At 38.9% G+C, this 19,750-nt stretch carries 16 protein-coding genes; 8 read left to right on the top strand and 8 right to left on the bottom strand.

Annotation, left to right across the window (positions count from 1 at the left end; genetic code table 11):
- The first annotated feature begins 2 nt into the window (after positions 1-2).
- Positions 3-875, top strand: coding sequence for a ribonuclease III (gene rnc / locus R3O62_RS05515; RefSeq protein WP_032530639.1), 873 nt, complete (start codon positions 3-5; stop codon positions 873-875).
- An 18-nt stretch (positions 876-893) separates the two neighbouring features.
- Here rnc and R3O62_RS05510 read toward each other — a convergent pair whose 3' ends face one another.
- Positions 894-1,904, bottom strand: coding sequence for an ATP-dependent 6-phosphofructokinase (locus tag R3O62_RS05510; protein ID WP_005779516.1), 1,011 nt, complete (start codon positions 1,902-1,904; stop codon positions 894-896).
- A gap of 169 nt (positions 1,905-2,073) precedes the next feature.
- Here R3O62_RS05510 and R3O62_RS05505 point away from each other — a divergent pair, with 169 nt between their 5' ends.
- On the top strand, positions 2,074-3,585 hold the full coding sequence (locus R3O62_RS05505; protein WP_188520637.1) for a GH3 auxin-responsive promoter family protein: 1,512 nt from the start codon (positions 2,074-2,076) through the stop codon (positions 3,583-3,585).
- A gap of 55 nt (positions 3,586-3,640) precedes the next feature.
- Here R3O62_RS05505 and mnmA read toward each other — a convergent pair whose 3' ends face one another.
- Positions 3,641-4,732: a tRNA 2-thiouridine(34) synthase MnmA gene (gene mnmA / locus R3O62_RS05500; RefSeq protein WP_032541678.1), complete on the bottom strand. Its 1,092-nt coding sequence runs from the start codon at positions 4,730-4,732 to the stop codon at positions 3,641-3,643.
- 54 nt (positions 4,733-4,786) lie between these two features.
- Between mnmA and R3O62_RS05495 the strand changes: the two genes are divergently transcribed.
- On the top strand, positions 4,787-7,828 hold the full coding sequence (locus R3O62_RS05495) for a DEAD/DEAH box helicase (protein WP_317472451.1): 3,042 nt from the start codon (positions 4,787-4,789) through the stop codon (positions 7,826-7,828).
- A gap of 220 nt (positions 7,829-8,048) precedes the next feature.
- On the opposite strand, the gene R3O62_RS05490 is transcribed toward R3O62_RS05495, so the two are convergent.
- Complete coding sequence (locus tag R3O62_RS05490; RefSeq protein WP_122142639.1) at positions 8,049-9,227, bottom strand: 6-bladed beta-propeller; 1,179 nt, start codon at positions 9,225-9,227, stop codon at positions 8,049-8,051.
- A 329-nt stretch (positions 9,228-9,556) separates the two neighbouring features.
- On the opposite strand from R3O62_RS05490, the gene R3O62_RS05485 reads away from it, so the two are divergent.
- A complete protein-coding gene (locus tag R3O62_RS05485) occupies positions 9,557-9,694 on the top strand; it encodes a transposase (protein WP_032542923.1) in 138 nt (45 codons plus the stop codon).
- Positions 9,695-10,164: 470 nt separating this feature from the next.
- Here the strand turns inward: R3O62_RS05485 and R3O62_RS05480 are convergent, their stop codons facing one another.
- From R3O62_RS05480 to R3O62_RS05460, 5 genes are all read right to left on the bottom strand, one after another.
- Positions 10,165-11,445 carry a Kelch repeat-containing protein gene (locus tag R3O62_RS05480; RefSeq protein ID WP_269098021.1) on the bottom strand — a complete coding sequence of 427 codons (1,281 nt, stop codon included), beginning with the start codon at positions 11,443-11,445 and terminating at the stop codon, positions 10,165-10,167.
- A gap of 207 nt (positions 11,446-11,652) precedes the next feature.
- The gene (locus R3O62_RS05475) at positions 11,653-11,952 is read right to left on the bottom strand and encodes a hypothetical protein (RefSeq protein WP_269098020.1); all 300 of its coding nucleotides are present in this window, start codon (positions 11,950-11,952) and stop codon (positions 11,653-11,655) included.
- A 4-nt stretch (positions 11,953-11,956) separates the two neighbouring features.
- Complete coding sequence (locus R3O62_RS05470) at positions 11,957-12,628, bottom strand: nucleotidyltransferase domain-containing protein (RefSeq protein WP_005812275.1); 672 nt, start codon at positions 12,626-12,628, stop codon at positions 11,957-11,959.
- Positions 12,625-12,972: a hypothetical protein gene (locus R3O62_RS05465; protein ID WP_317472452.1), complete on the bottom strand. Its 348-nt coding sequence runs from the start codon at positions 12,970-12,972 to the stop codon at positions 12,625-12,627. The genes R3O62_RS05470 and R3O62_RS05465 overlap by 4 nt, the downstream gene beginning before the upstream one ends.
- Positions 12,969-14,354 carry a radical SAM/SPASM domain-containing protein gene (locus R3O62_RS05460; RefSeq protein ID WP_005812277.1) on the bottom strand — a complete coding sequence of 462 codons (1,386 nt, stop codon included), beginning with the start codon at positions 14,352-14,354 and terminating at the stop codon, positions 12,969-12,971. The genes R3O62_RS05465 and R3O62_RS05460 overlap by 4 nt, the downstream gene beginning before the upstream one ends.
- Before the next feature lie 358 nt (positions 14,355-14,712).
- On the opposite strand from R3O62_RS05460, the gene R3O62_RS05455 reads away from it, so the two are divergent.
- The 4 genes from R3O62_RS05455 (at position 14,713) to cysS (ending at position 19,726) form a co-directional block, all read left to right on the top strand.
- Positions 14,713-16,065 carry a sensor histidine kinase gene (locus tag R3O62_RS05455; RefSeq protein ID WP_032542254.1) on the top strand — a complete coding sequence of 451 codons (1,353 nt, stop codon included), beginning with the start codon at positions 14,713-14,715 and terminating at the stop codon, positions 16,063-16,065.
- A 9-nt stretch (positions 16,066-16,074) separates the two neighbouring features.
- Positions 16,075-16,752 carry a response regulator transcription factor gene (locus tag R3O62_RS05450; protein WP_005812282.1) on the top strand — a complete coding sequence of 226 codons (678 nt, stop codon included), beginning with the start codon at positions 16,075-16,077 and terminating at the stop codon, positions 16,750-16,752.
- A 63-nt stretch (positions 16,753-16,815) separates the two neighbouring features.
- On the top strand, positions 16,816-17,652 hold the full coding sequence (locus tag R3O62_RS05445; RefSeq protein WP_032542256.1) for a Cof-type HAD-IIB family hydrolase: 837 nt from the start codon (positions 16,816-16,818) through the stop codon (positions 17,650-17,652).
- Positions 17,653-18,250: 598 nt separating this feature from the next.
- Positions 18,251-19,726 (top strand): cysteine--tRNA ligase, encoded by a 1,476-nt coding sequence (gene cysS, locus R3O62_RS05440; protein WP_317472453.1) that lies wholly within the window; start codon positions 18,251-18,253, stop codon positions 19,724-19,726.
- Positions 19,727-19,750 lie beyond the last annotated feature (24 nt).

Below are 19,750 nucleotides of genomic sequence, written 5' to 3'. Positions count from 1 at the left end.
TCGTGTTACGTAATAAAATAGATAAGATAAGGCTCCTGTTCTGTAAGGATAGAGAGTCTTATTTTTGTTTTTATCGCATACTTGGATTCTATCCACGCAACATCCGGCTATACGAGCAGGCTCTCCTGCATAAATCGACAGCTGTACGTTCGGAGAAAGGACGTCCGTTGAACAACGAACGCCTGGAATTCCTTGGTGACGCCATTCTTGACGCCATCGTAGGGGATATTGTCTATCAACATTTCGAAGGTAAAAGAGAGGGATTCCTGACAAACACCCGTTCTAAAATAGTTCAGCGTGAAACATTAAATAAGCTGGCAGTCGAAATAGGCCTGGACAAACTTATCAAATATTCTACACGTTCTTCTTCCCACAACAGCTATATGTATGGGAATGCGTTCGAAGCTTTTATTGGAGCCATTTATCTTGACCGGGGATATGAATGTTGCAAACAGTTTATGCAGAAGAAAATCATCGAGCCCTATATAGATCTGGACAAACTCTCACGCAAAGAGGTGAACTTCAAGTCTAAACTGATTGAATGGAGCCAGAAAAACAAGATGGAAGTTTCTTTCGAATTAATAGAACAGTTCCTTGACAAAGAGAATAATCCCGTGTTTCAGACAGAAGTCCGGATTGAAGGCATACTCGGAGGATCCGGTACAGGATACTCCAAAAAGGAATCACAACAGAATGCCGCACAGATGGCCCTCAAAAAAATCAAAGGAGATCCTGAGTTCATGGCAGGTGTACAAGAAGCCAAAGTACAGAATAATATCTCCACAGAAGATACACCCGACGATCCTGAAATAAACCAGACAGAGGAATCTCCGCAAGTTGATAAAATAACATCAACTGAAAATATCAGTATATAATCTAAACACCTCCGATTATTATCCGAAGCATATTCCCATCCTGCGCCCTTGTACAACAAGGTCATGTTCTTCAGTCACTAATTTCAACTTTCCGGCCACTTCTTCTAATGCAACGGAAGATATTTCATCACCTTTCAATGCAATCATACGTCCAAACTGCCCATTAGCAATCAGCTCCGTTGCATGCCCTCCCATTCGGGTAGATAAGTTACGGTCGAAAGGTGTAGGTGAGCCACCGCGCTGAATATAGCCAAGCACCGTTTCACGCGTCTCAATACCTGTCTCATATTCAATTTCCTGGGCGATGTATTCGGCAGCACGCTTACGCCCATCAGTCTGGATACCTTCGGCAACGACCACAATCGAATAAGGTTTCCCCTTTTTTAAACGATTTAAAATTGTATCCCCTATATTTTTTATATTATAAGGTATCTCCGGAACCAAGATTACATCTCCTCCTCCTGCCATACCCGAGTATAGAGCAATCCATCCTGCTTTATGCCCCATCACTTCGATTACCATCACCCGCTTGTGAGAGCTTGCCGTAGAGTGAAGCCGGTCGATAGCATCTGTAGCAATGCTCACTGCCGAATCGAATCCGAAAGAGATATCCGTACCCCAGATATCATTATCGATCGTCTTAGGAACAGAAACGATATTAATTCCCATCGCTGCAAATTTTGCGGCAGTCTTTTGCGTACCATTTCCACCGATACACACCACGCAATCAAGTCCCAATTCAGCAATATTACGTTGTATCAGCGCCGGTTTATCCACATCCGAAATAATACCTTGCTTACGGAACGGCTTCTCGCGTGAAGTTCCCAACATAGTACCACCCAGGTTTAGCAATCCGGACAAGGATTTTTCAGTAAACGATTCTACCTCTTTCGTCAGCAATCCCTGAAAACCACTGTGAATCCCCACAACTTCCATTCCATAATGATTAATGGCCGTTTTACACACCCCGCGAATCGTAGCGTTTATGCCGGGGCAATCTCCTCCGGATGTAAGAATTCCGATCTTCATTGCTGCTCTTTTTTTATTGAATATTACGTATTTAAAAGAAAAAAGTTACTCATCTGTCTGCAAAAGCATGACATATCTTCACTTTTAACTATTATTTCCGTCGTAAAGATAGAAAAAAAAGATAATTAAGGCTATTTTTGCACGACTAAACATTATATGTTAAAGAGCAATGAATATTACAAAGATTATAAGCAAAGTATTTGATTCCCGTTTAAAAGCCATAGATCTTTATGATACACAAGCCGGAGATATACAGCACCGGGTATTGACCCGTCTCGTAAAACAGGCAGAAAATACTGAATGGGGAAAGAAGTATGATTATAAATCTATCCGCAATTACGAAGACTTTAAAAACCGACTCCCCATACAAACCTACGAAGAAGTAAAGCCCTATGTGGAACGTCTCCGTGCAGGCGAACAAAACCTATTGTGGCCTTCAGAAATACGCTGGTTTGCAAAATCCTCGGGCACCACAAACGATAAAAGCAAGTTTCTTCCGGTTAGCAAAGAGGCCTTGCAGGATATTCATTACCGGGGAGGAAAAGACGCGGCCGCAATCTACTTCCGCATGAATCCCGACAGCCGTTTTTTTTCCGGTAAAGGACTGATTCTGGGAGGCAGCCATAGTCCGAACCTGAACTCCAACCATAGTCTGGTAGGTGACCTTTCAGCCATATTGATCCAGAATGTAAGTCCGCTGATCAACCTGATACGTGTGCCAAGCAAGCAAATAGCATTAATGGACGAATGGGAAACCAAAATTGAAGCTATCGCCAACAGCACCATACCGGTAGATGTAACCAATCTTTCGGGTGTTCCTTCCTGGATGCTGGTCTTAATCAAACGTATTCTTGAAAAAACAGGCAAGCAGACCTTGGAAGAAGTATGGCCCAATCTGGAAGTATTCTTCCATGGAGGCGTCGCTTTTACCCCTTACCGTGAACAATATAAGCAAGTCATTCATTCTTCTAAAATGCATTATGTCGAAACCTACAATGCATCGGAAGGCTATTTCGGGACACAAAACGATTTCTCCGACCCATCTATGTTATTGATGATTGACTATGGTATTTTCTACGAATTTATTCCTTTGGAGGATGTGGAAAAAGAGAATCCCCGCACCTATTGCCTTGAAGAAGTAGAGCTAAATAAAAATTATGCTATGGTGATCTCCACTTCCTGCGGATTATGGCGGTACATGATCGGGGATACTGTGAAATTCACCAGAAAGAATCCGTATAAGTTCGTCATTACAGGACGTACCAAGCACTTCATCAATGCTTTTGGTGAAGAGTTGATCGTAGATAATGCAGAAAAAGGGCTTGCCAAAGCATGTGCTGAAACTGGTGCTCAAGTCAGCGAATATTCCGCTGCCCCCGTATTTATGGATGAAAATGCCAAATGCCGTCATCAATGGCTTATTGAGTTTGCCAAAATGCCCGATTCCATCGAAAGATTTGCGGCGGTACTGGATACTACACTGAAAGAAGTAAACTCCGACTACGAAGCAAAACGATGGAAAGATATCGCTCTCCAACCATTGGAAGTGATTGTCGCACGCAAAGGACTTTTCCATGACTGGTTAGCTCAAAAAGGGAAATTAGGTGGTCAGCATAAAGTACCGAGACTCAGCAATACAAGAGACTACATTGAAGAAATGATTTCTTTGAATAAACAATGAACGATAATCGATAAACGATGAACGATGAATGGGCTGTGTGCTATCCGCATACGATTCATCGTTCATCATCCATCGTTATAATCCCTCCTCCCAACAACAAACCATCCTTATAGAAAGCGGCTGCTTGTCCTTCTGCAATGGCGGACAAAGGTTCGTGTAGTTGTATATGTAATAATCCCTCCGGAGTGATTGTGACAGAACAATGGTTTTCCTGTTTCCTATAACGTATTCTCACAATAATATCATCATAGCCCAGCAGGCGGGATTCGTTGATTATATTCCAGTCTTTCAACCACATCTCTGACTTTTCAAGGGACTTTAAAGGAGCCAATATCACTTCATTGGTTTCAGGATGGATCTCCTTTACAAAAACAGCACGGTTCAGTTGGATGCCTAACCCCCTGCGTTGCCCTATAGTATAAAAAGGATATCCCTCATGCCAGGCAATAAAATTGCCGCTTTCATCGAGGAATCTGCCTTTGCCCACTTCCCGGATTATTTTATTGCTCCTGTCGCCTCCCGCATCGCAAAGATGCTTTTTCAGAAAACTACGATAATCAAGTGGACAGAAACAAACCCCGATGCTATCTTTCTTTTTTGAAACTTTCTCAAAACCTCTTCCGGCAGCATAAGCACGTGCTTCAGGTTTAGTCATCTCACCCATCGGAAGCAACATACGTTGCAAAATATCCTGTTTTAATCCCCACAGAAAAAATGACTGGTCTTTATCCGGATCTGCGGCAAGCGTAATATAATAGCTTCCATCCATCCATTTCTTTCTCACATAATGACCGGTAGCTAAATAGAAAATACCCATTTCATCGGCAATCTTGGCCAACAAAGGCCATTTTAACCAGTTGTTGCAAAGAGTACAGGGGACCGGAGTATGTCCGGCCATATATTCATCGATAAAGTAATCAACAATTTTCTTCCGGAAAATCTCGCGCGCATCATAAGTGATGTGTTCGATACCTAAACGAGTTGCTAATGCACGGGCATCTTCCAAGTATTCCGTAGAATCATTAAACTCATAGAAACGAAAGGTAACTCCCGTTACTTCATAACCGGCTTCAAGTAATAGCATGGCAGCCACAGAGCTATCCGTACCACCGCTCATTCCCAATAAGACTCGTTTGTTTTCCTCCATCATACCGCAAAATTACATAAAATCCCGTATCTTTGACCTTCCAAACCGGACAGAATGAAAAAAGCACTTTCCACCAACCAAGTTGTCATTGTACTCGTAGAGCACCCTGTTCTGGGGATATTACTCATCCCCTACACTGTCAGCCGAACCCCTGACAACACGTTGGAAGTGATCGAACAAGCTTTCCATGCCTCTCCCGATGCGATCAAAAAAATGAATGAAGCAGAACAAAAAGCCATTGACATTGCTTCTCATTATACTGAAAAATATCTGATGGGAGTCTATTCCCGTGAAAAAACAGTCCCTAAATTCCTCCGCAAACTGGCCGAGGACAATAACAAACTTAAAGAACAAATCCGTCCTTTCATAGAGAAGAAACTGTTGGAGATGTTAGAACTGATACGCACCAGGCAACTTCCGTTTTATCAGAAACCAAGTGGAAGCAAGCAACTCTATGAACACCATGCATACCGTGTCCATCCCCACGATTTAGAAGCCCATTTCTCTTTTAAAGTAACCGAGGAATATTTCAGCTATCAACTGCAATGCTACTATGACGACCTGCCGGTTTCACTGATGGAACAAAAACCTGTCACTGTCCTCACCTCCAATCCTGCCACCTTATTGCTGGGTATGGATTTATTTACTGTCCCCCATATTGAAGCTTCACGCTTACTGCCTTTCACCAAGAAAGAACGTATCAGCGTGGACGCTTCATTGACTGAAAAATACATAGACAATATCATGATTCCCCTTGCGTATTACCATGAAATCAATATTCAAGGAGTCAAAGTGATCAGAGAAAGACGTCCGTGTGATGCTTATCTCTACCTTGAAGATACAATCTATAATGATACTTTGTTACGGCTTGATTTTCGTTATGGAGACCGGACTTTTTCACCTCATGGTTCCGATGGAATCAAGAAAATCATCTTCCGGGAGCAAGAGAATGGACAAACTGTCATCCACTATTTCCAACGTAACTCAACTGCCGAGAAGCAGGCAATCCGTCTGCTTCAAAAAGCCGGATTACAATGTGTCAGTGATTCCCATTTCAAACTATCGCCTATCGCTCCCGAAAAAAACATTACCGAGTGGGTCAGCCGTCACCGGGAAATGCTACTGGAAAAGTTTATCTTATCAAGTGATACGCACAAGAAGCCATACTATCTTCCGGATATCCGGATAGAACAGGATTACGAAGATAGCCCCGACTGGTTCGAATTACATATCAATGTCGTCATAGACAATCAGAAAATTCCCTTTAGCCGATTCCGCAAAAATATACTGGACAACAACAGAGAATATCCCCTCTCTGACGGACGCATTATCCTCCTCCCCGAAGAATGGTTCACCAAATATGCCAATCTGCTTGAGATAGGTAAAGAATCAGGTAAGAACATCCGACTGAAGCGTCCTTTTGTGGGTGTAATAAAATCGATCCTGGAAAAAGGTCCAGGTATAGTAACCGACGTCCGATTGGAGAAACCAATCCCTGTACCTGCAGGACTCAAGGCCAATCTTCGCCCCTATCAGCAGAAAGGTTTCTCATGGATGGCAAACCTATACCTCGAAAAATTCGGAGGATGTCTGGCCGATGATATGGGCCTTGGAAAGACCTTGCAAACCCTTACACTTTTACAATACATCTACAAACCGGGAACAGCCGCCTCAACAAATCAGGAAACAAACAGCCTGGAAGAGAAAGAAAACACTCAAGGCTCTCCTGTACAAAAGGAAGCTTTCTTCGATGAAAAGGGGCAGTTATCACTTTTTCCGGTAAAAACCGAAGCCCTCAACGCCTCCCGAAGCGGACAAAACGACTTGCAATGTGCTGTACTAAATCAAAAGAAAAGCCAGACACCACGTCTGCATGCCACCCTTATTGTTGTGCCTACCTCGCTTTTGCATAACTGGAAACGGGAAGCATCCCGTTTTACCAGCCTGTCAATGACGGAATATAACGGAAACTCCGCCAATGAAATCAATCGTTTGTCAAAGCACTTCGACCAATATCATCTGGTCTTTACCACTTATGGCACGATGCGCAATAATATTGCGACTTTATCCCAATATAAGTTTGAGTACATAGTTCTCGATGAAAGTCAAAACATAAAAAACAGCGAATCACTTACATTCCGTTCAGCGATACAATTACAAAGTAAACACAGGCTAATTCTGACAGGAACTCCTATTGAGAATTCCCTGAAGGATCTTTGGGCACAGTTTCATTTTCTACAGCCTGAACTTTTAGGAAACGAGACAGCGTTCAGCAAACAGTTCATCAACGCCATCCGTCAAGGTGACGAACGGATGAAGTTTCGTTTACGACAACTCATTTCCCCATTTATACTACGCAGAAGCAAGCAGGAAGTAGCTCCGGAACTACCGTCATTAACCGAAGAAGTGATTTATTGCGACATGGCAAAGAAACAGAACGAGCTCTACCAACATGAAAAGAACAGTCTCCGGAACATTCTGCTGGAACAGACCGTAGAGAAGGGTCAGCAACCGCTCATAGTACTCAACGGGATTCTCCGTTTAAGGCAACTCGCCTGCCATCCGCAGATGATTTTACCCGGTTTCATCGGTGAATCCGGTAAACTAAACCTGATTATAGAGACCTTCGAAACACTCCGGAGCGAAGGCCATAAGGTCCTGATCTTTTCTTCTTTCGTTAAACATCTGGAATTGGTGGCCGATGAGTTTCGTAAACGTCAATGGGATTATGCTCTTCTAACAGGCTCTTCTACCAATCGCCCGGAAGAGATTGCACGCTTTAGCCGTGACCCCAGGATACAAGCTTTCCTTATCTCACTAAAAGCCGGAGGAGTGGGCCTCAACCTGACACAAGCAGACTATGTGTTCATCATCGATCCCTGGTGGAACCCGGCAGCCGAAGCACAGGCCATTGCCCGCGCGCACCGTATCGGACAAGACAAACAAGTAATTGCTTACCGTTTCATCACGCAAGGAAGCATAGAAGAGAAAATCATACAGCTACAAGAGGAAAAACGAAAACTGGCGGAAACTTTCATCACAGAAACAGATCAGCTCCCCACACTAACCAATCAGGAGTGGGCGGGACTTTTGTAAACTTTCCCCTCTATTAAATATTTAATAATGAGTATTATCGCTGAGTGCGCTACGAGAAAAGTCATTGTTTTGTAGTTTGAAGACTTGTTGGCAATTACTAAAATATTGTATTGATCTTGGTACGACATGTAATATCATCTCTTCATGTAGTCCAGGCTTATCTGTAACTCTTTTTACAAATCACTCAATATTGAAAACAACCCCAGAAGGTGTGTTTTTATCAATAAAAATCCGCAAACACAAAAACATTATTACTTTCCTCATCTTCAAGAAGTGAAGCAACCTGTTCTTTGAGTTTACCGCTGAGCTTGTTTTTGTAATATGCTTCTTCGAGTTCAGCAAAATCCAGTTCAAAGTGGTATGCATGTTCATAATAATTTAAAAGCCGGGGATTGATATACAACTCTTTTCCTTCAAAATCGGAAAGAGTTATTTTGGGGCGAAACAGTTCTCCTGTTGCTTTGTTGCGCATATAATACTTTGGTGTCGGAGATTTCGCTGTTTCCCGATAAGGGTAAACCGCTATAAACTGATATTTTCCCGCATCCATGCAGATATCCATAACCGTCATTGAGGTTTGACTGCTCAATATTGGTTTTTTGTGCATATATGGAGTTAAATGCTTTTCTTTGCTGTAATGAAAAACGGTGTCGGATTCAGGATTGTATAAAAGTAATCCGTCAGCCGACTTTCTCACACGTCCGTAACTCACCTGACCAGTAAATACACTGTTCAAATCTTTATAACTCAGATCTATATTTTTGTTTGGTAGTGAGATATAATCCAGCACTGTACCATCCAATTTGGAAATAAGAAAGAAAGCTGAATCAATGGTTTGTACTATACCTGGGGCATTGCTTTGCATGATAGATTTCCACAATTTCGTGTTATCATACACCAATATGGACACATCGTCAAATAAGGCCATTTGTCCGTTAACATTCGTCTGAGGTAAATTTATTTTCCTTTTGAATTCACCCAATGATGAATAGACCATAATATGATCGCTAAAGTCGGGCGAAACAAACACTTCATCATTTGCTTCGTCATACATTACCGAATATGCATCTCTGTATTCTTCCGATCCCTGTCCCCTACGGTTAAAATGTGATTTGGGATTTCCCTCTTTTGAGAAAAACAGCACGCTGTTCTGAGAGCGGTCTATAACAATAATATTGTTTTCGGTTACATAATCAATGCTGCCTTTATAGAGATAATCATCATTTTTCGAATTGAGGTACAGATAAGAGACATCCGCAATATCGGTGAGCTCAATTTTCTTTTCGGGATATTCTTTGGTGACATCAATAAATGCCAGTTTCTCTTGCAGTTCCTTATTAGAGGTGCAACTTGCAATTACAAGTGATAGAACTAAATAAAATACTTTTCTCATATTCATGATCTTCAATTTTAATTAATTAACAGAGCCTTATCATCCACCAAAATAGATGATAAGCATTTAATAAAGAGTAAGTTGTCAATTATGGACAACAAACAGACTCTGAATTAACTTTGCAACAATGTAGATTGCCATTAGAACACCTGAATACATACGGATAACCATCTGGGCACAACGAAGACCCGCTTCCCCCGAAAATCACCTTCATTTCCAGACCTTCCAATACTACTGCATTTTGCAGTTTGTTTAGAGGCGGTAAAAAAAATTCTAACAAAGTTTCCATATCAGTCTGATAGTTGCTTTCTTTGAAGTGACCAAACTTAAAAAAGATGTACCAAACTGATTTAACGGAAACAGAGTGGCAATATATAACAAAAGTGTTGAACCCGCAAGCAAGAAAGCGAAAATATGATTTACGAATGATTTGGAATGCAATCTTTTATTTAGTGAAGACCGGTTGTCAATGACGTATGCTCCCTCTTGACTTGTTGTTAGAGAAACTACGTGGATATGTACTTGTAAAACGGGGTCAAAATATAGAACCAAGTGTAAAACGATATTTCTTGATAAAAAGAAAACCAAATAAATATTCTACCATATTAATTTAAAATACTTCAAGCACCCCAAACAAGATTAACAAATTTTGGAAAAGAATATTTGCTATCATCTATAAGACTTACCATATTTGTAAACAACACCATAATATTATGAAAAGAACAAGCTTGATTTTAGTAATTCTGAGTCTATGTTTTTCATCATATGCTCAATATACTGATCATGAAGAATGCTAATGGCAAATACAATGGCTATTTAGGAGTTAACTATTTCAAAAATTGCAAAGAGATACTTTTAGATTTTAAAAATATGATAATAATGGTAGAATAAGAAAAAACAATAAAGTTCAGTTTCTATACAATAGACAGGATTCACCGAATGCTTACCTTTTATTGTTATAATAATAATCGATTTCTGTTTTATCAAATTCTTTCAGATCAATACTATATACATTGCGCGAGGGATCTCCCATATAAAATCCTCCCAAAATATATAATTTCCCATCAAAGTAATACAAAGCTGGAGATTTCAATTTCAGATCTATCATATACGAACGAACTTGCCTGCTTTTTATATTGAACGTCTGCACAACACCTTGTTCAAAAATATAAATTATATCATTATGATAAGCTAAACTGGGCCAGCCAAGCCGATATAACAAATGTCCGGCATTGGTCCATGCGCCTGTCAATAAGTTATAACATTCAAGACTCCGTCCGCCACCGTTACTATTTCCGATTAAATAAATACAATGATCAACCAGAATTGCATCAGGAGCTTGCCTAATCGGCATTTTTCCCAACTCATACCAGTAGCCGGATTTTAAATTCCATAAATGCATTTCATCCGAATAGACTCCTTCATTATTTTGCAAAACCTTTTTAACACCGCCTAAAACAATCATATTATCTTTATACACAACGGATCCCAATAGAGTCGCTTGATGCGGATTAGTATAATCTGTCCAAACGGTATCACGCTTAATATCATATATTTCTATTGCATTATCCAGATAATCAACAATTCTGGTTTCAGACAATCTCTTTCCACCTAAAATAAAAATTTTTCCATCATAATAACCCGCCGTATGATATGCCCTTTCTCTAAACTTATGCCTGATCGTCTCCCACTTATCTTGCTTGATATCATATCTATACATCATGTTACTATATTTTTCCCAAAATAGAGTAGAACGTATATTACTCTGAAAGGGACCGCACGACGTACTCCCTCCTACAATATAAATCTGCCCATCTACCAAGACCGAAGCAAACGAATAGACTCCTCTTTTCAATGGAGACAATATTTCATAATGCAAAAAGCGATTTAAATGCCTATTGCTAAAAATAGATACTTCTTCCAAAACCCGATTATTCTCTATTAAAAAAACGGTACATCTATTTTTAATTAAATCACCATAAGACAATTTCTTGTGCAAATAATTAATATGAGAAAAATATAAAGTATCATTCAATGACAACGAATCATATTTCTCTAATGAGAACACACCCTTTTCATCACTGATAGCTATGACTCTCCTATCTTTCAAACAGATATATACATTTGAAAGAGGAATGCTATCCTTTTCACTCACGACACACGCTCTGTCCTGGGCTTTCCCAGTTACATAGCAAAAAAGGAATATTAAAAACAGATTTCTCATATAACAAATATTAAATAAAAATCAACCTTGAACCATAACATTAATAGGTTCCAATGCAATGATCCAAGGTTGACTACCTATATTTAGCAACATATATCCGAACTAAGGGGACATACATATATAAATAATATAAATGCCTGTCAGCAAGGATTCACAAGAGTAATATAGCAATTATTTTTTATACCCTTTAATAATATAGATACCCGATTATGTCATTGCCATACAATGATCATCATCAAAATCATCTCCCCAACAGGAAGAATCCGAATTGCACCCTTGATGTTCATCAATGCCACAACCAACAAAATAAGGATCACAACTTTCCGTTGGACAAATTGTCATACCTTGTAAAGCACACTTGCAAGAGTCCATTAAAGTACAATCTCCTCCGCCTCTCATGTTTTGCAGATCTTGCATACTCAATAACTCAAGTCTTTCTTCAAGACCCATCTCATCATTAAACTCAACTATTTGAGTATTTAATGAAAACATTTTATCTTTTTTCATGATTTCAATAATTAATTAATATATAATTTTCAAAATAATTGCGCATCAAAAACAATGAATTACCATGATAAGGTAGACACACTTTCAACAAATTATATAAATATGCATCCTTTTTTTTAATCAAAGTAAAAGGATCTCGTCCTTCTATCTTAGATGTAACCTTGTTAGAATACTCTTTCAGGACAAAGAGAGTAACCACCTTATTTACAACCAAATACAGCACCTCCTTTCTATGAATAATATCTAAATTGTTTCTGTTCAATAGATGTAAAATATGATCTTTTATTTCTCTGGATAATATACTCTTGAACAATTGCCTTTTCAAACAAGCATCATCTATTTCACAACATATAGCATTCAACATATTTCCACTATCATATACACACTGCGAAGAATAGACATATCTTAGAGGCATATTATGATAACTATATAAATATTTATCCATATTCCGTCGAATACAAGCCTTAGAAAACACAAATATACTGATACTCTTTCCTTTATATAAAAAGCTCACCGCATATGAGCATTTCAGTCTTTCTGACAATAATAGTAAGTCAATATCACTATTCTTTTTGAAAGTTCCATCTGCAACAGAACCTGCTATGGCTATGGAATCATTCGGAAAAACTAAATGCAAATAATCAATAATTTCATGTGCAATTTCTATGTGCTTCATCTTATTTTCTTCACAATTATTGGTCTCTTCCTATTTTTATAGTTCATATCTTCAAGAATATCTAATAATAAAATAACAGATGCTTCTGAAAAATCTTCTTGCAATAATCCCCGAAGGCGAATAGCACTACTAGATTGATCTATCAAATCCGATTCAATACAATTTAATAATTTCACAGTTTGCTTTTCCAATTGAAATAAAAAAAAGTCAGGATTAAATAAATCTCTATTCTCTATATACCTCAATACATTCTCTATACAAAACTCGAAATTAGAAATAGCACATTTTTCTAATAGATCCTCTTCCGTCAGCAACATAACAATAGTAGAAATATCCACCTTCATAAAACATCATAATTATTCTCTAGAATCTCCTTACAAACTGTTTTCATCAAATATTTGAAACTTTGTGGATACTCATTACAATTTCCAAAACTTATTTCACCAGATTTTCTTAAAGATCTGACCAAACACCCACCACCACAAAAAAGTACAAATTTACATTGTATACATTTTGTATCGCTAACTCTATGGCCAAACCATTTAATCGATTTAGTATCATCAATACAAAAATCAGGTATATATCTTCCAACCCTATGTTCTGGCAAACCAACTACATCCCAACAAGAATATAAATCTCCAAAAGGATCAAAAATAATATTATTTGTCTGAGCTCCACAGAAACTCCCCTTATATGAATGTTTTCTATTCAATAATAAATTTTTCAACAGAGCCAAAGTCCCACAGTCTTGACAAAAGATCTTTCGTTCAGTTATCTCTTTGTTCTTTATTTTATCATTATAGTATTTCAATAAATCCAACTGCCCCATTTGAGAATGTTGAATTTGTTGTTTAACATCAACCTCCTGACGTAAAAGGGCACAATAAGCTCTGAAATTTTTATATTTATACCACCCTTTATCTTCAAAAAAACTGAGTAAGTTATGAATCTTATTGATTGTATACAAATCAGAATTTATCCGCACATTAACAGGAATACCGCACTTTAATAAAAAATCAATATTATTAGTTATTTTCATAAAAGAATCGCTATTCTTAAAATGAGGTTTTCTCTGATTTTGAATTTCTTCAACTCCATCAACAGTTATCTGAAACGAAAATAAATTACTATTTTTTTGTAACATAAAAGCATAAGCATCTATATCATATCCATTAGAAGTAACCCTAAAAGTATGATCAATCCGCTTTCCTTTTTCCACTATATATGATATGACATCATAGTTTTCTCTTAAAAGGGGCTCCCCTCCGTACAATGCTATTGTTTTAGAACTTTGATTTACCTTATCCTTTTCAGTAATTATTTCAAAGGCTTTATCAACCTGTTCCAAAGTCATCGTCCTCTTAGATAAAGAATTACACCCATTTAATATATTATCTTCATAACAATATATACACCTCAAATTACATGCATATGAAACTATAAAATGAAAATTATATTTTTGAAATAAATGATTCTCACGAGCTCTATCGGACAGACCTTGAACCAATTTTATTTCTTCACTTTTTGTTAATGGTGTCACATATCCTCTTTTCTTCAATTTACTTAGAATAACATCAGGCAAGTCTTCCAGTTTTTGTCCAGTTTTCAGAGCCCAATAAACATCTTCATTTACTATGTCAAAAGCTTGAGTATATCCGTTTAAAATAGCGAATAAGTTTAGCTTACTATCTACATTCACTAATATATTATAAGATGATGTTCTCATATTATTTTATTATAAGATTATAGTATTGGAATTTCATCACTCACAAATTTCTGGATCTCGGCACTACTATTTTAAATTGTTCCTTCAATCCAAACCCATCCCGTATCAGTCAAAACCCAAGTTCCACCTTTTATAGAATCTAATTCTTCTGGTGACAATTTTTCTAATATTTTTTCCATCTTATTATAATTTTGGTATGTTGCAAACATAGTGCAATATCCTTTAATTCTTTATAACAAACACCTAATACCTATATACTCAAAACTATATTTTTTAATTATATAAATTATTAGAAACCATTTCTTTCATCAATTAAATATCTATTTATATCTTTGTCACACTTCAAACAAAAAAAATCATGAAAAAAGAACTACTGCTTACCATCTTAGCTTCTATAGCCTTAATCCTTCTTCAAGTTTTCTGGATAAACAGTATGTATCAGAAATATGAGAATCAATATACGGAAAAAATAAATAAAGCATTTCTTAACGCCATCGAAAAGGAAGTAGGCCTTCGTTCCATGCATATAGAACAATCAAAGCACTCTACAATCTTTATAAAATCTGTTGAATATATGTCCGAAGAAGAACGAGCCGGATATAAAGGAGACACCATTGATTTAGTGCATTTAGAACAAAATGGAGTAGCACGAAACGTCTCTGAACTCCTTACACAAATTAAGCAAGATGGATTACTAGCGATTCAAAAACCTCCGATTCTATCAATCATTGATAGTCTTTTTCAAGATGAACTCTACGACCTAAACATTAATCACTATATTACTCTACGTAATAAAGAAAAACAAATAATAGATTCTGTTGGAAACGCTCATCTACAATCCCATTTTCAAATCATTACAAACCAAAAGCCAATTGGCACCAAAGGACTCCTCTACATACAAATAGAATCAGGACTTCCCAATGACACGATCTTATCTCAAATGCTCTATTCTCTAATAGCATCCATATTGATTGTCGCTATAGTATTAGGATGCCTTATTTTTCAGCTAACCGTCATTCGTAAAAAGAACGAAATATTAAAAAATCGCGAAGCAAGTGTAAATGGAATAGTCCACGATCTAAAATCACCATTAAATGCACTTATAACTCTAACTTGTTGGCTCACAAAAAATGAATCAGACCACAAAAAGAAACAACTAATGAACGAAGTTATCAAACGAGCCAAACACTTAACAACACAAATTGAGTCCATATTAATCTGTGCCAGAGGTACAACACAGCACATCATTTTACAAAGGACAAAAATAAACATAGAAAAAGTAATTAAAACAGCCATCGGAAATATCTGCATAGACTTAAGTTCAAAACCGCATAGTATTGAAATAGTGAACGAGTCACCAAACATAGAGTGTTTAGCCGATCAACTCTACATAGAGAATGCCATAAAGAACCTAATAGAAAATGCTCTGAAGTACTCTAATGATGGAGTGAAAATACAAATAAAAATAGTTGAAATTAGTCAAGGCATACAAATAGAAGTAAAAGACAATGGCTGGGGAATCGCTCCTAAATACCAAAAGAAGATATTCAGTCAGTACTATCAGGTTCCCCGAAAAACATCGCAAATCCAGAAAGGATATGGCATAGGATTATCATACGTTAAATATATAATTCAGGCACACGGTGGAAAAATACAGCTAAGAAGCCGAGAAAATGAAGGAAGTACGTTTACTTTTTATATTTCAAAATAAGATAAAAAGATGGAAGAAAAACTCAAAATTTTTTTTATTGATGACGATATCGCACTTGGACATATATATACCATGATTCTGCAGGAAGAAGGTTATGAAGTTCTTTATCAAACTTCACTAAACGGAGCAAAGGCTTGTATCGTTGAAACACATCCAGACATGATCGTACTCGACGTAGAAATCGGAAATAAAAATGGCATTGAGGCTGTACCGGAATTGAAGGCAATAGCCCCTAATACTCCTATATTATTTATATCTTCACACACAAATAGCCAATTGATAGTCCAAGCACTAAGTGCAGGTGCAGTAGCTTATCTGAAAAAACCTTTTGAAATTGATGAATTAATTGCATATATCAAAAGGTATGCAATTTCACATCCATATCAAATAAAGATAGGTTCTCTTTTATTAGACACAGACACCCAATTGCTATGCACTAAAGAATTGAAAGTTATTAAACAACTGAGCGAAGCAGAATACAAACTACTTAAACTTTTGGTTGCTTATAAAGAACAACTTGTTGAACGTCGGCAAATAGAAGAAGAACTATGGGGGAAAGCAAATGGAAATGAACAAGGAATAAATAATTTAATATCAAAACTACGCAAATACCTGTCTATTGACCCTACCATAGAACTCGTAACTATACCCAGAAATGGTTATAAGCTCTCAGTAAATCTAAGTTAATTCAATATTCATCTCAGAAAAACCACTACCTTTGCACCCTCAAAACCCAAACAAAAGCGACTGATGAAATACAAACTCCTCGTACTCGACTTGGACGGAACACTGACCAACGCTAAAAAAGAGATAACTCCACGCAACCGAGAAGCACTGATACGTGTACAGCAACAGGGTGTGAAACTGATACTTGCATCGGGACGTCCTACCTTTGGTATTGCACCCTTGGCCGACGAACTGCGCATGAAGGAGTTCGGCGGATTTATCCTCTCCTATAACGGCGGAGAAATTATCGACTGGAGTACCGGAGAGATCGTTTATGCCAATGTATTGCCGGACGAAGTGATACCTCGGCTATACGAATGCGCCACACGCAACCAACTCCCTATCCTGACTTACGACCGGCAATATATCATCACTGAATATCCCGATGACGTGTATGTCCGGAAAGAGGCTTTCCTCAATAAAATGCAGATATATCCTTCCAAGGATTTTCTGAAAGATATCCGTCTGCCACTTCCTAAGTGCTTGATCGTGAGTGAGCCACATCGTCTGATTCCCATTGAAGCCGAACTTTCGGTAGAACTGCAAGGTCAACTGAGTATTTACCGCTCGGAGCCCTTCTTCCTCGAACTGGTGCCACAGGGAATAGACAAGGCACAATCTTTATCTGTCTTACTTAACAAGCTGAACATGAACCGGGAAGAGATGGTGGCTGTAGGCGACGGCTACAACGATCTTTCAATGATTCAATTTGCCGGATTGGGTGTAGCCATGGGCAATGCACAGGAACCGGTAAAGAAAGCCGCCGACTACATTACCCTTAGCAACGAGGAGGACGGTGTAGCTGCGGTCGTAAACAAGTTCTTTACAAAAGCACCCGAGAAGGGGGAGACAACAGTTTAAACACAGAAATTAATAAGAAAGCAAGTTGATTTCTCCATGATATTAACGCGTTATATATAAGTATATTATCATTCATCATACTAAACTTATCTCAGCCCGTATACCCGGGCCGGTGGGCCCGGGTATACGGGCTCATGGGCACAGGCATACGGGCTCATGGGCACAGGCATACGGGCTCATGGGCACAGGCATGCGGGCTTATGGGCCCGGGCATGCGGGACGAGATAAAGTCCGGACCATTTTCACTAAAGATACTAAGGAAAAGGAAATGCTTTAAACGGCATAAACAGATAGATAACACACTATATACAATTACAGATCAATACCTTATCCATCAAAAACAGTGGGTGGAAGATGGAAGATAAAGGTGGAAGATAAACGGCTTGAAAACGCTATCTTCCACCCATTCATTTCGTTGATAATTAGACAAATAAACAGAAAAAGGTGGAAGATGGAAGATCGGAATGCATTTTTCGTATGAGTGGCCCGATCTTACATCAGACACATATACTTACAGAGAATAATCCGGCAGAACACGTCCCAATTCAAATTATTTATTCTAACTTTGTGGTTTAAAACAGAATAAATCTCAAACGTTATGGAACATCAACTGACGATTTACAACACTTTAGATAGAAAAAAAGAGCTGTTTGTGCCTTTGCACGCTCCACATGTGGGCATGTATGTCTGCGGACCGACGGTATATGGCGATGCACATCTGGGACATGCCCGTCCGGCCATCACGTTCGACGTACTCTTCCGTTATCTCACCCGGTTGGGTTATAAAGTGCGATACGTGCGTAATATCACCGACGTAGGCCACCTGGAACATGACGCAGACGAAGGGGAAGATAAAATTGCCAAGAAAGCCCGTTTGGAACAACTGGAACCCATGGAAGTAGTGCAATACTACCTGAACCGGTACCATAAAGCCATGGAGGCACTGAACGTACTTCCCCCCAGCATTGAACCACATGCCTCGGGACATATCATCGAGCAGATCGAATTGGTAAAAAAGATTCTGGATGCCGGCTATGCATACGAAAGCCAGGGTTCGGTATACTTCGATGTAGCCAAATACAATAAAGACTACCACTATGGCAAACTCTCGGGACGCAATCTGGACGATGTACTGAATACAACCCGCGAACTGGACGGACAGGAAGAAAAACATAATCCTGCCGACTTTGCCCTTTGGAAGCGGGCACAACCGGAACACATCATGCGCTGGCCTTCGCCATGGGGTGACGGTTTCCCCGGCTGGCATGCCGAGTGTACAGCCATGGGACGTAAGTATCTGGGCGAACACTTCGACATTCACGGAGGAGGCATGGACCTTATCTTCCCGCACCACGAATGCGAAATCGCACAGTCGGTAGCTTCACAGGGTGACGATATGGTTCACTACTGGATGCACAACAACATGATCACCATCAACGGCACCAAGATGGGCAAGAGTCTCGGAAACTTCATCACGCTGGATGAATTCTTCAGCGGCTCACACAAATTGCTGACTCAGGCTTACAGCCCGATGACCATACGATTCTTTATCTTGCAGGCACACTACCGCAGTCCGGTGAATTTCAGCAACGAAGCATTACAGGCAGCAGAAAAAGGACTGAGCCGACTGATGGAAGCAGTGGATGGTCTGGAGAAAATCACTCCTGCAGCTACTTCGAACGTCGACGTAAAAAGCTTGCGCACGAAATGTTTTGAAGCGATGAATGATGACTTGAACACTCCGATTGTGATTTCACATCTCTTTGACGGAGCCAAGATGATCAATAATATCATTGCCGGAAACAATACCATCTCTGCCGATGACCTGAAAGAACTGAAAGAAGTATTCCATACATTCTGCTTCGATATCCTGGGCCTGAAAGAAGAAATCGGCTCGTCAGACGGACGTGAAGCCGCTTATGGGAAAGTGGTCGATATGCTGCTGGAACAGCGGGTGAAAGCAAAAGCTAACAAGGACTGGGCTACGAGTGACCTGATCCGCAACGAACTGACTGCACTGGGATTCGAAATTAAAGATACTAAGGACGGATTTGAGTGGAAACTGAATAAATAAAATCTCAGAAAATTATTTAAAAGC

Origin of the sequence: Bacteroides hominis (assembly GCF_033042785.2) — a bacterium.
GTDB lineage: Bacteria > Bacteroidota > Bacteroidia > Bacteroidales > Bacteroidaceae > Bacteroides > Bacteroides hominis.
This window is presented reverse-complemented; position numbering and strand designations above follow the sequence as displayed.

Bases quoted from the DNA above. Each gene is read 5' to 3' on its own strand.
- R3O62_RS05510 (WP_005779516.1), bottom strand. From the start codon at position 1,904: ATGAAGATCGGAATTCTTACATCCGGAGGAGATTGCCCCGGCATAAAC.
- R3O62_RS05505 (WP_188520637.1), top strand. From the start codon at position 2,074: ATGAATATTACAAAGATTATAAGCAAAGTATTTGATTCCCGTTTAAAA.
- mnmA (WP_032541678.1), bottom strand. From the start codon at position 4,732: ATGGAGGAAAACAAACGAGTCTTATTGGGAATGAGCGGTGGTACGGAT.
- R3O62_RS05495 (WP_317472451.1), top strand. From the start codon at position 4,787: ATGAAAAAAGCACTTTCCACCAACCAAGTTGTCATTGTACTCGTAGAG.
- R3O62_RS05490 (WP_122142639.1), bottom strand. From the start codon at position 9,227: ATGAATATGAGAAAAGTATTTTATTTAGTTCTATCACTTGTAATTGCA.
- R3O62_RS05485 (WP_032542923.1), top strand. From the start codon at position 9,557: ATGTACCAAACTGATTTAACGGAAACAGAGTGGCAATATATAACAAAA.
- R3O62_RS05480 (WP_269098021.1), bottom strand. From the start codon at position 11,445: ATGAGAAATCTGTTTTTAATATTCCTTTTTTGCTATGTAACTGGGAAA.
- R3O62_RS05475 (WP_269098020.1), bottom strand. From the start codon at position 11,952: ATGAAAAAAGATAAAATGTTTTCATTAAATACTCAAATAGTTGAGTTT.
- R3O62_RS05470 (WP_005812275.1), bottom strand. From the start codon at position 12,628: ATGAAGCACATAGAAATTGCACATGAAATTATTGATTATTTGCATTTA.
- R3O62_RS05465 (WP_317472452.1), bottom strand. From the start codon at position 12,972: ATGAAGGTGGATATTTCTACTATTGTTATGTTGCTGACGGAAGAGGAT.
- R3O62_RS05460 (WP_005812277.1), bottom strand. From the start codon at position 14,354: ATGAGAACATCATCTTATAATATATTAGTGAATGTAGATAGTAAGCTA.
- R3O62_RS05455 (WP_032542254.1), top strand. From the start codon at position 14,713: ATGAAAAAAGAACTACTGCTTACCATCTTAGCTTCTATAGCCTTAATC.
- R3O62_RS05450 (WP_005812282.1), top strand. From the start codon at position 16,075: ATGGAAGAAAAACTCAAAATTTTTTTTATTGATGACGATATCGCACTT.
- R3O62_RS05445 (WP_032542256.1), top strand. From the start codon at position 16,816: ATGAAATACAAACTCCTCGTACTCGACTTGGACGGAACACTGACCAAC.
- cysS (WP_317472453.1), top strand. From the start codon at position 18,251: ATGGAACATCAACTGACGATTTACAACACTTTAGATAGAAAAAAAGAG.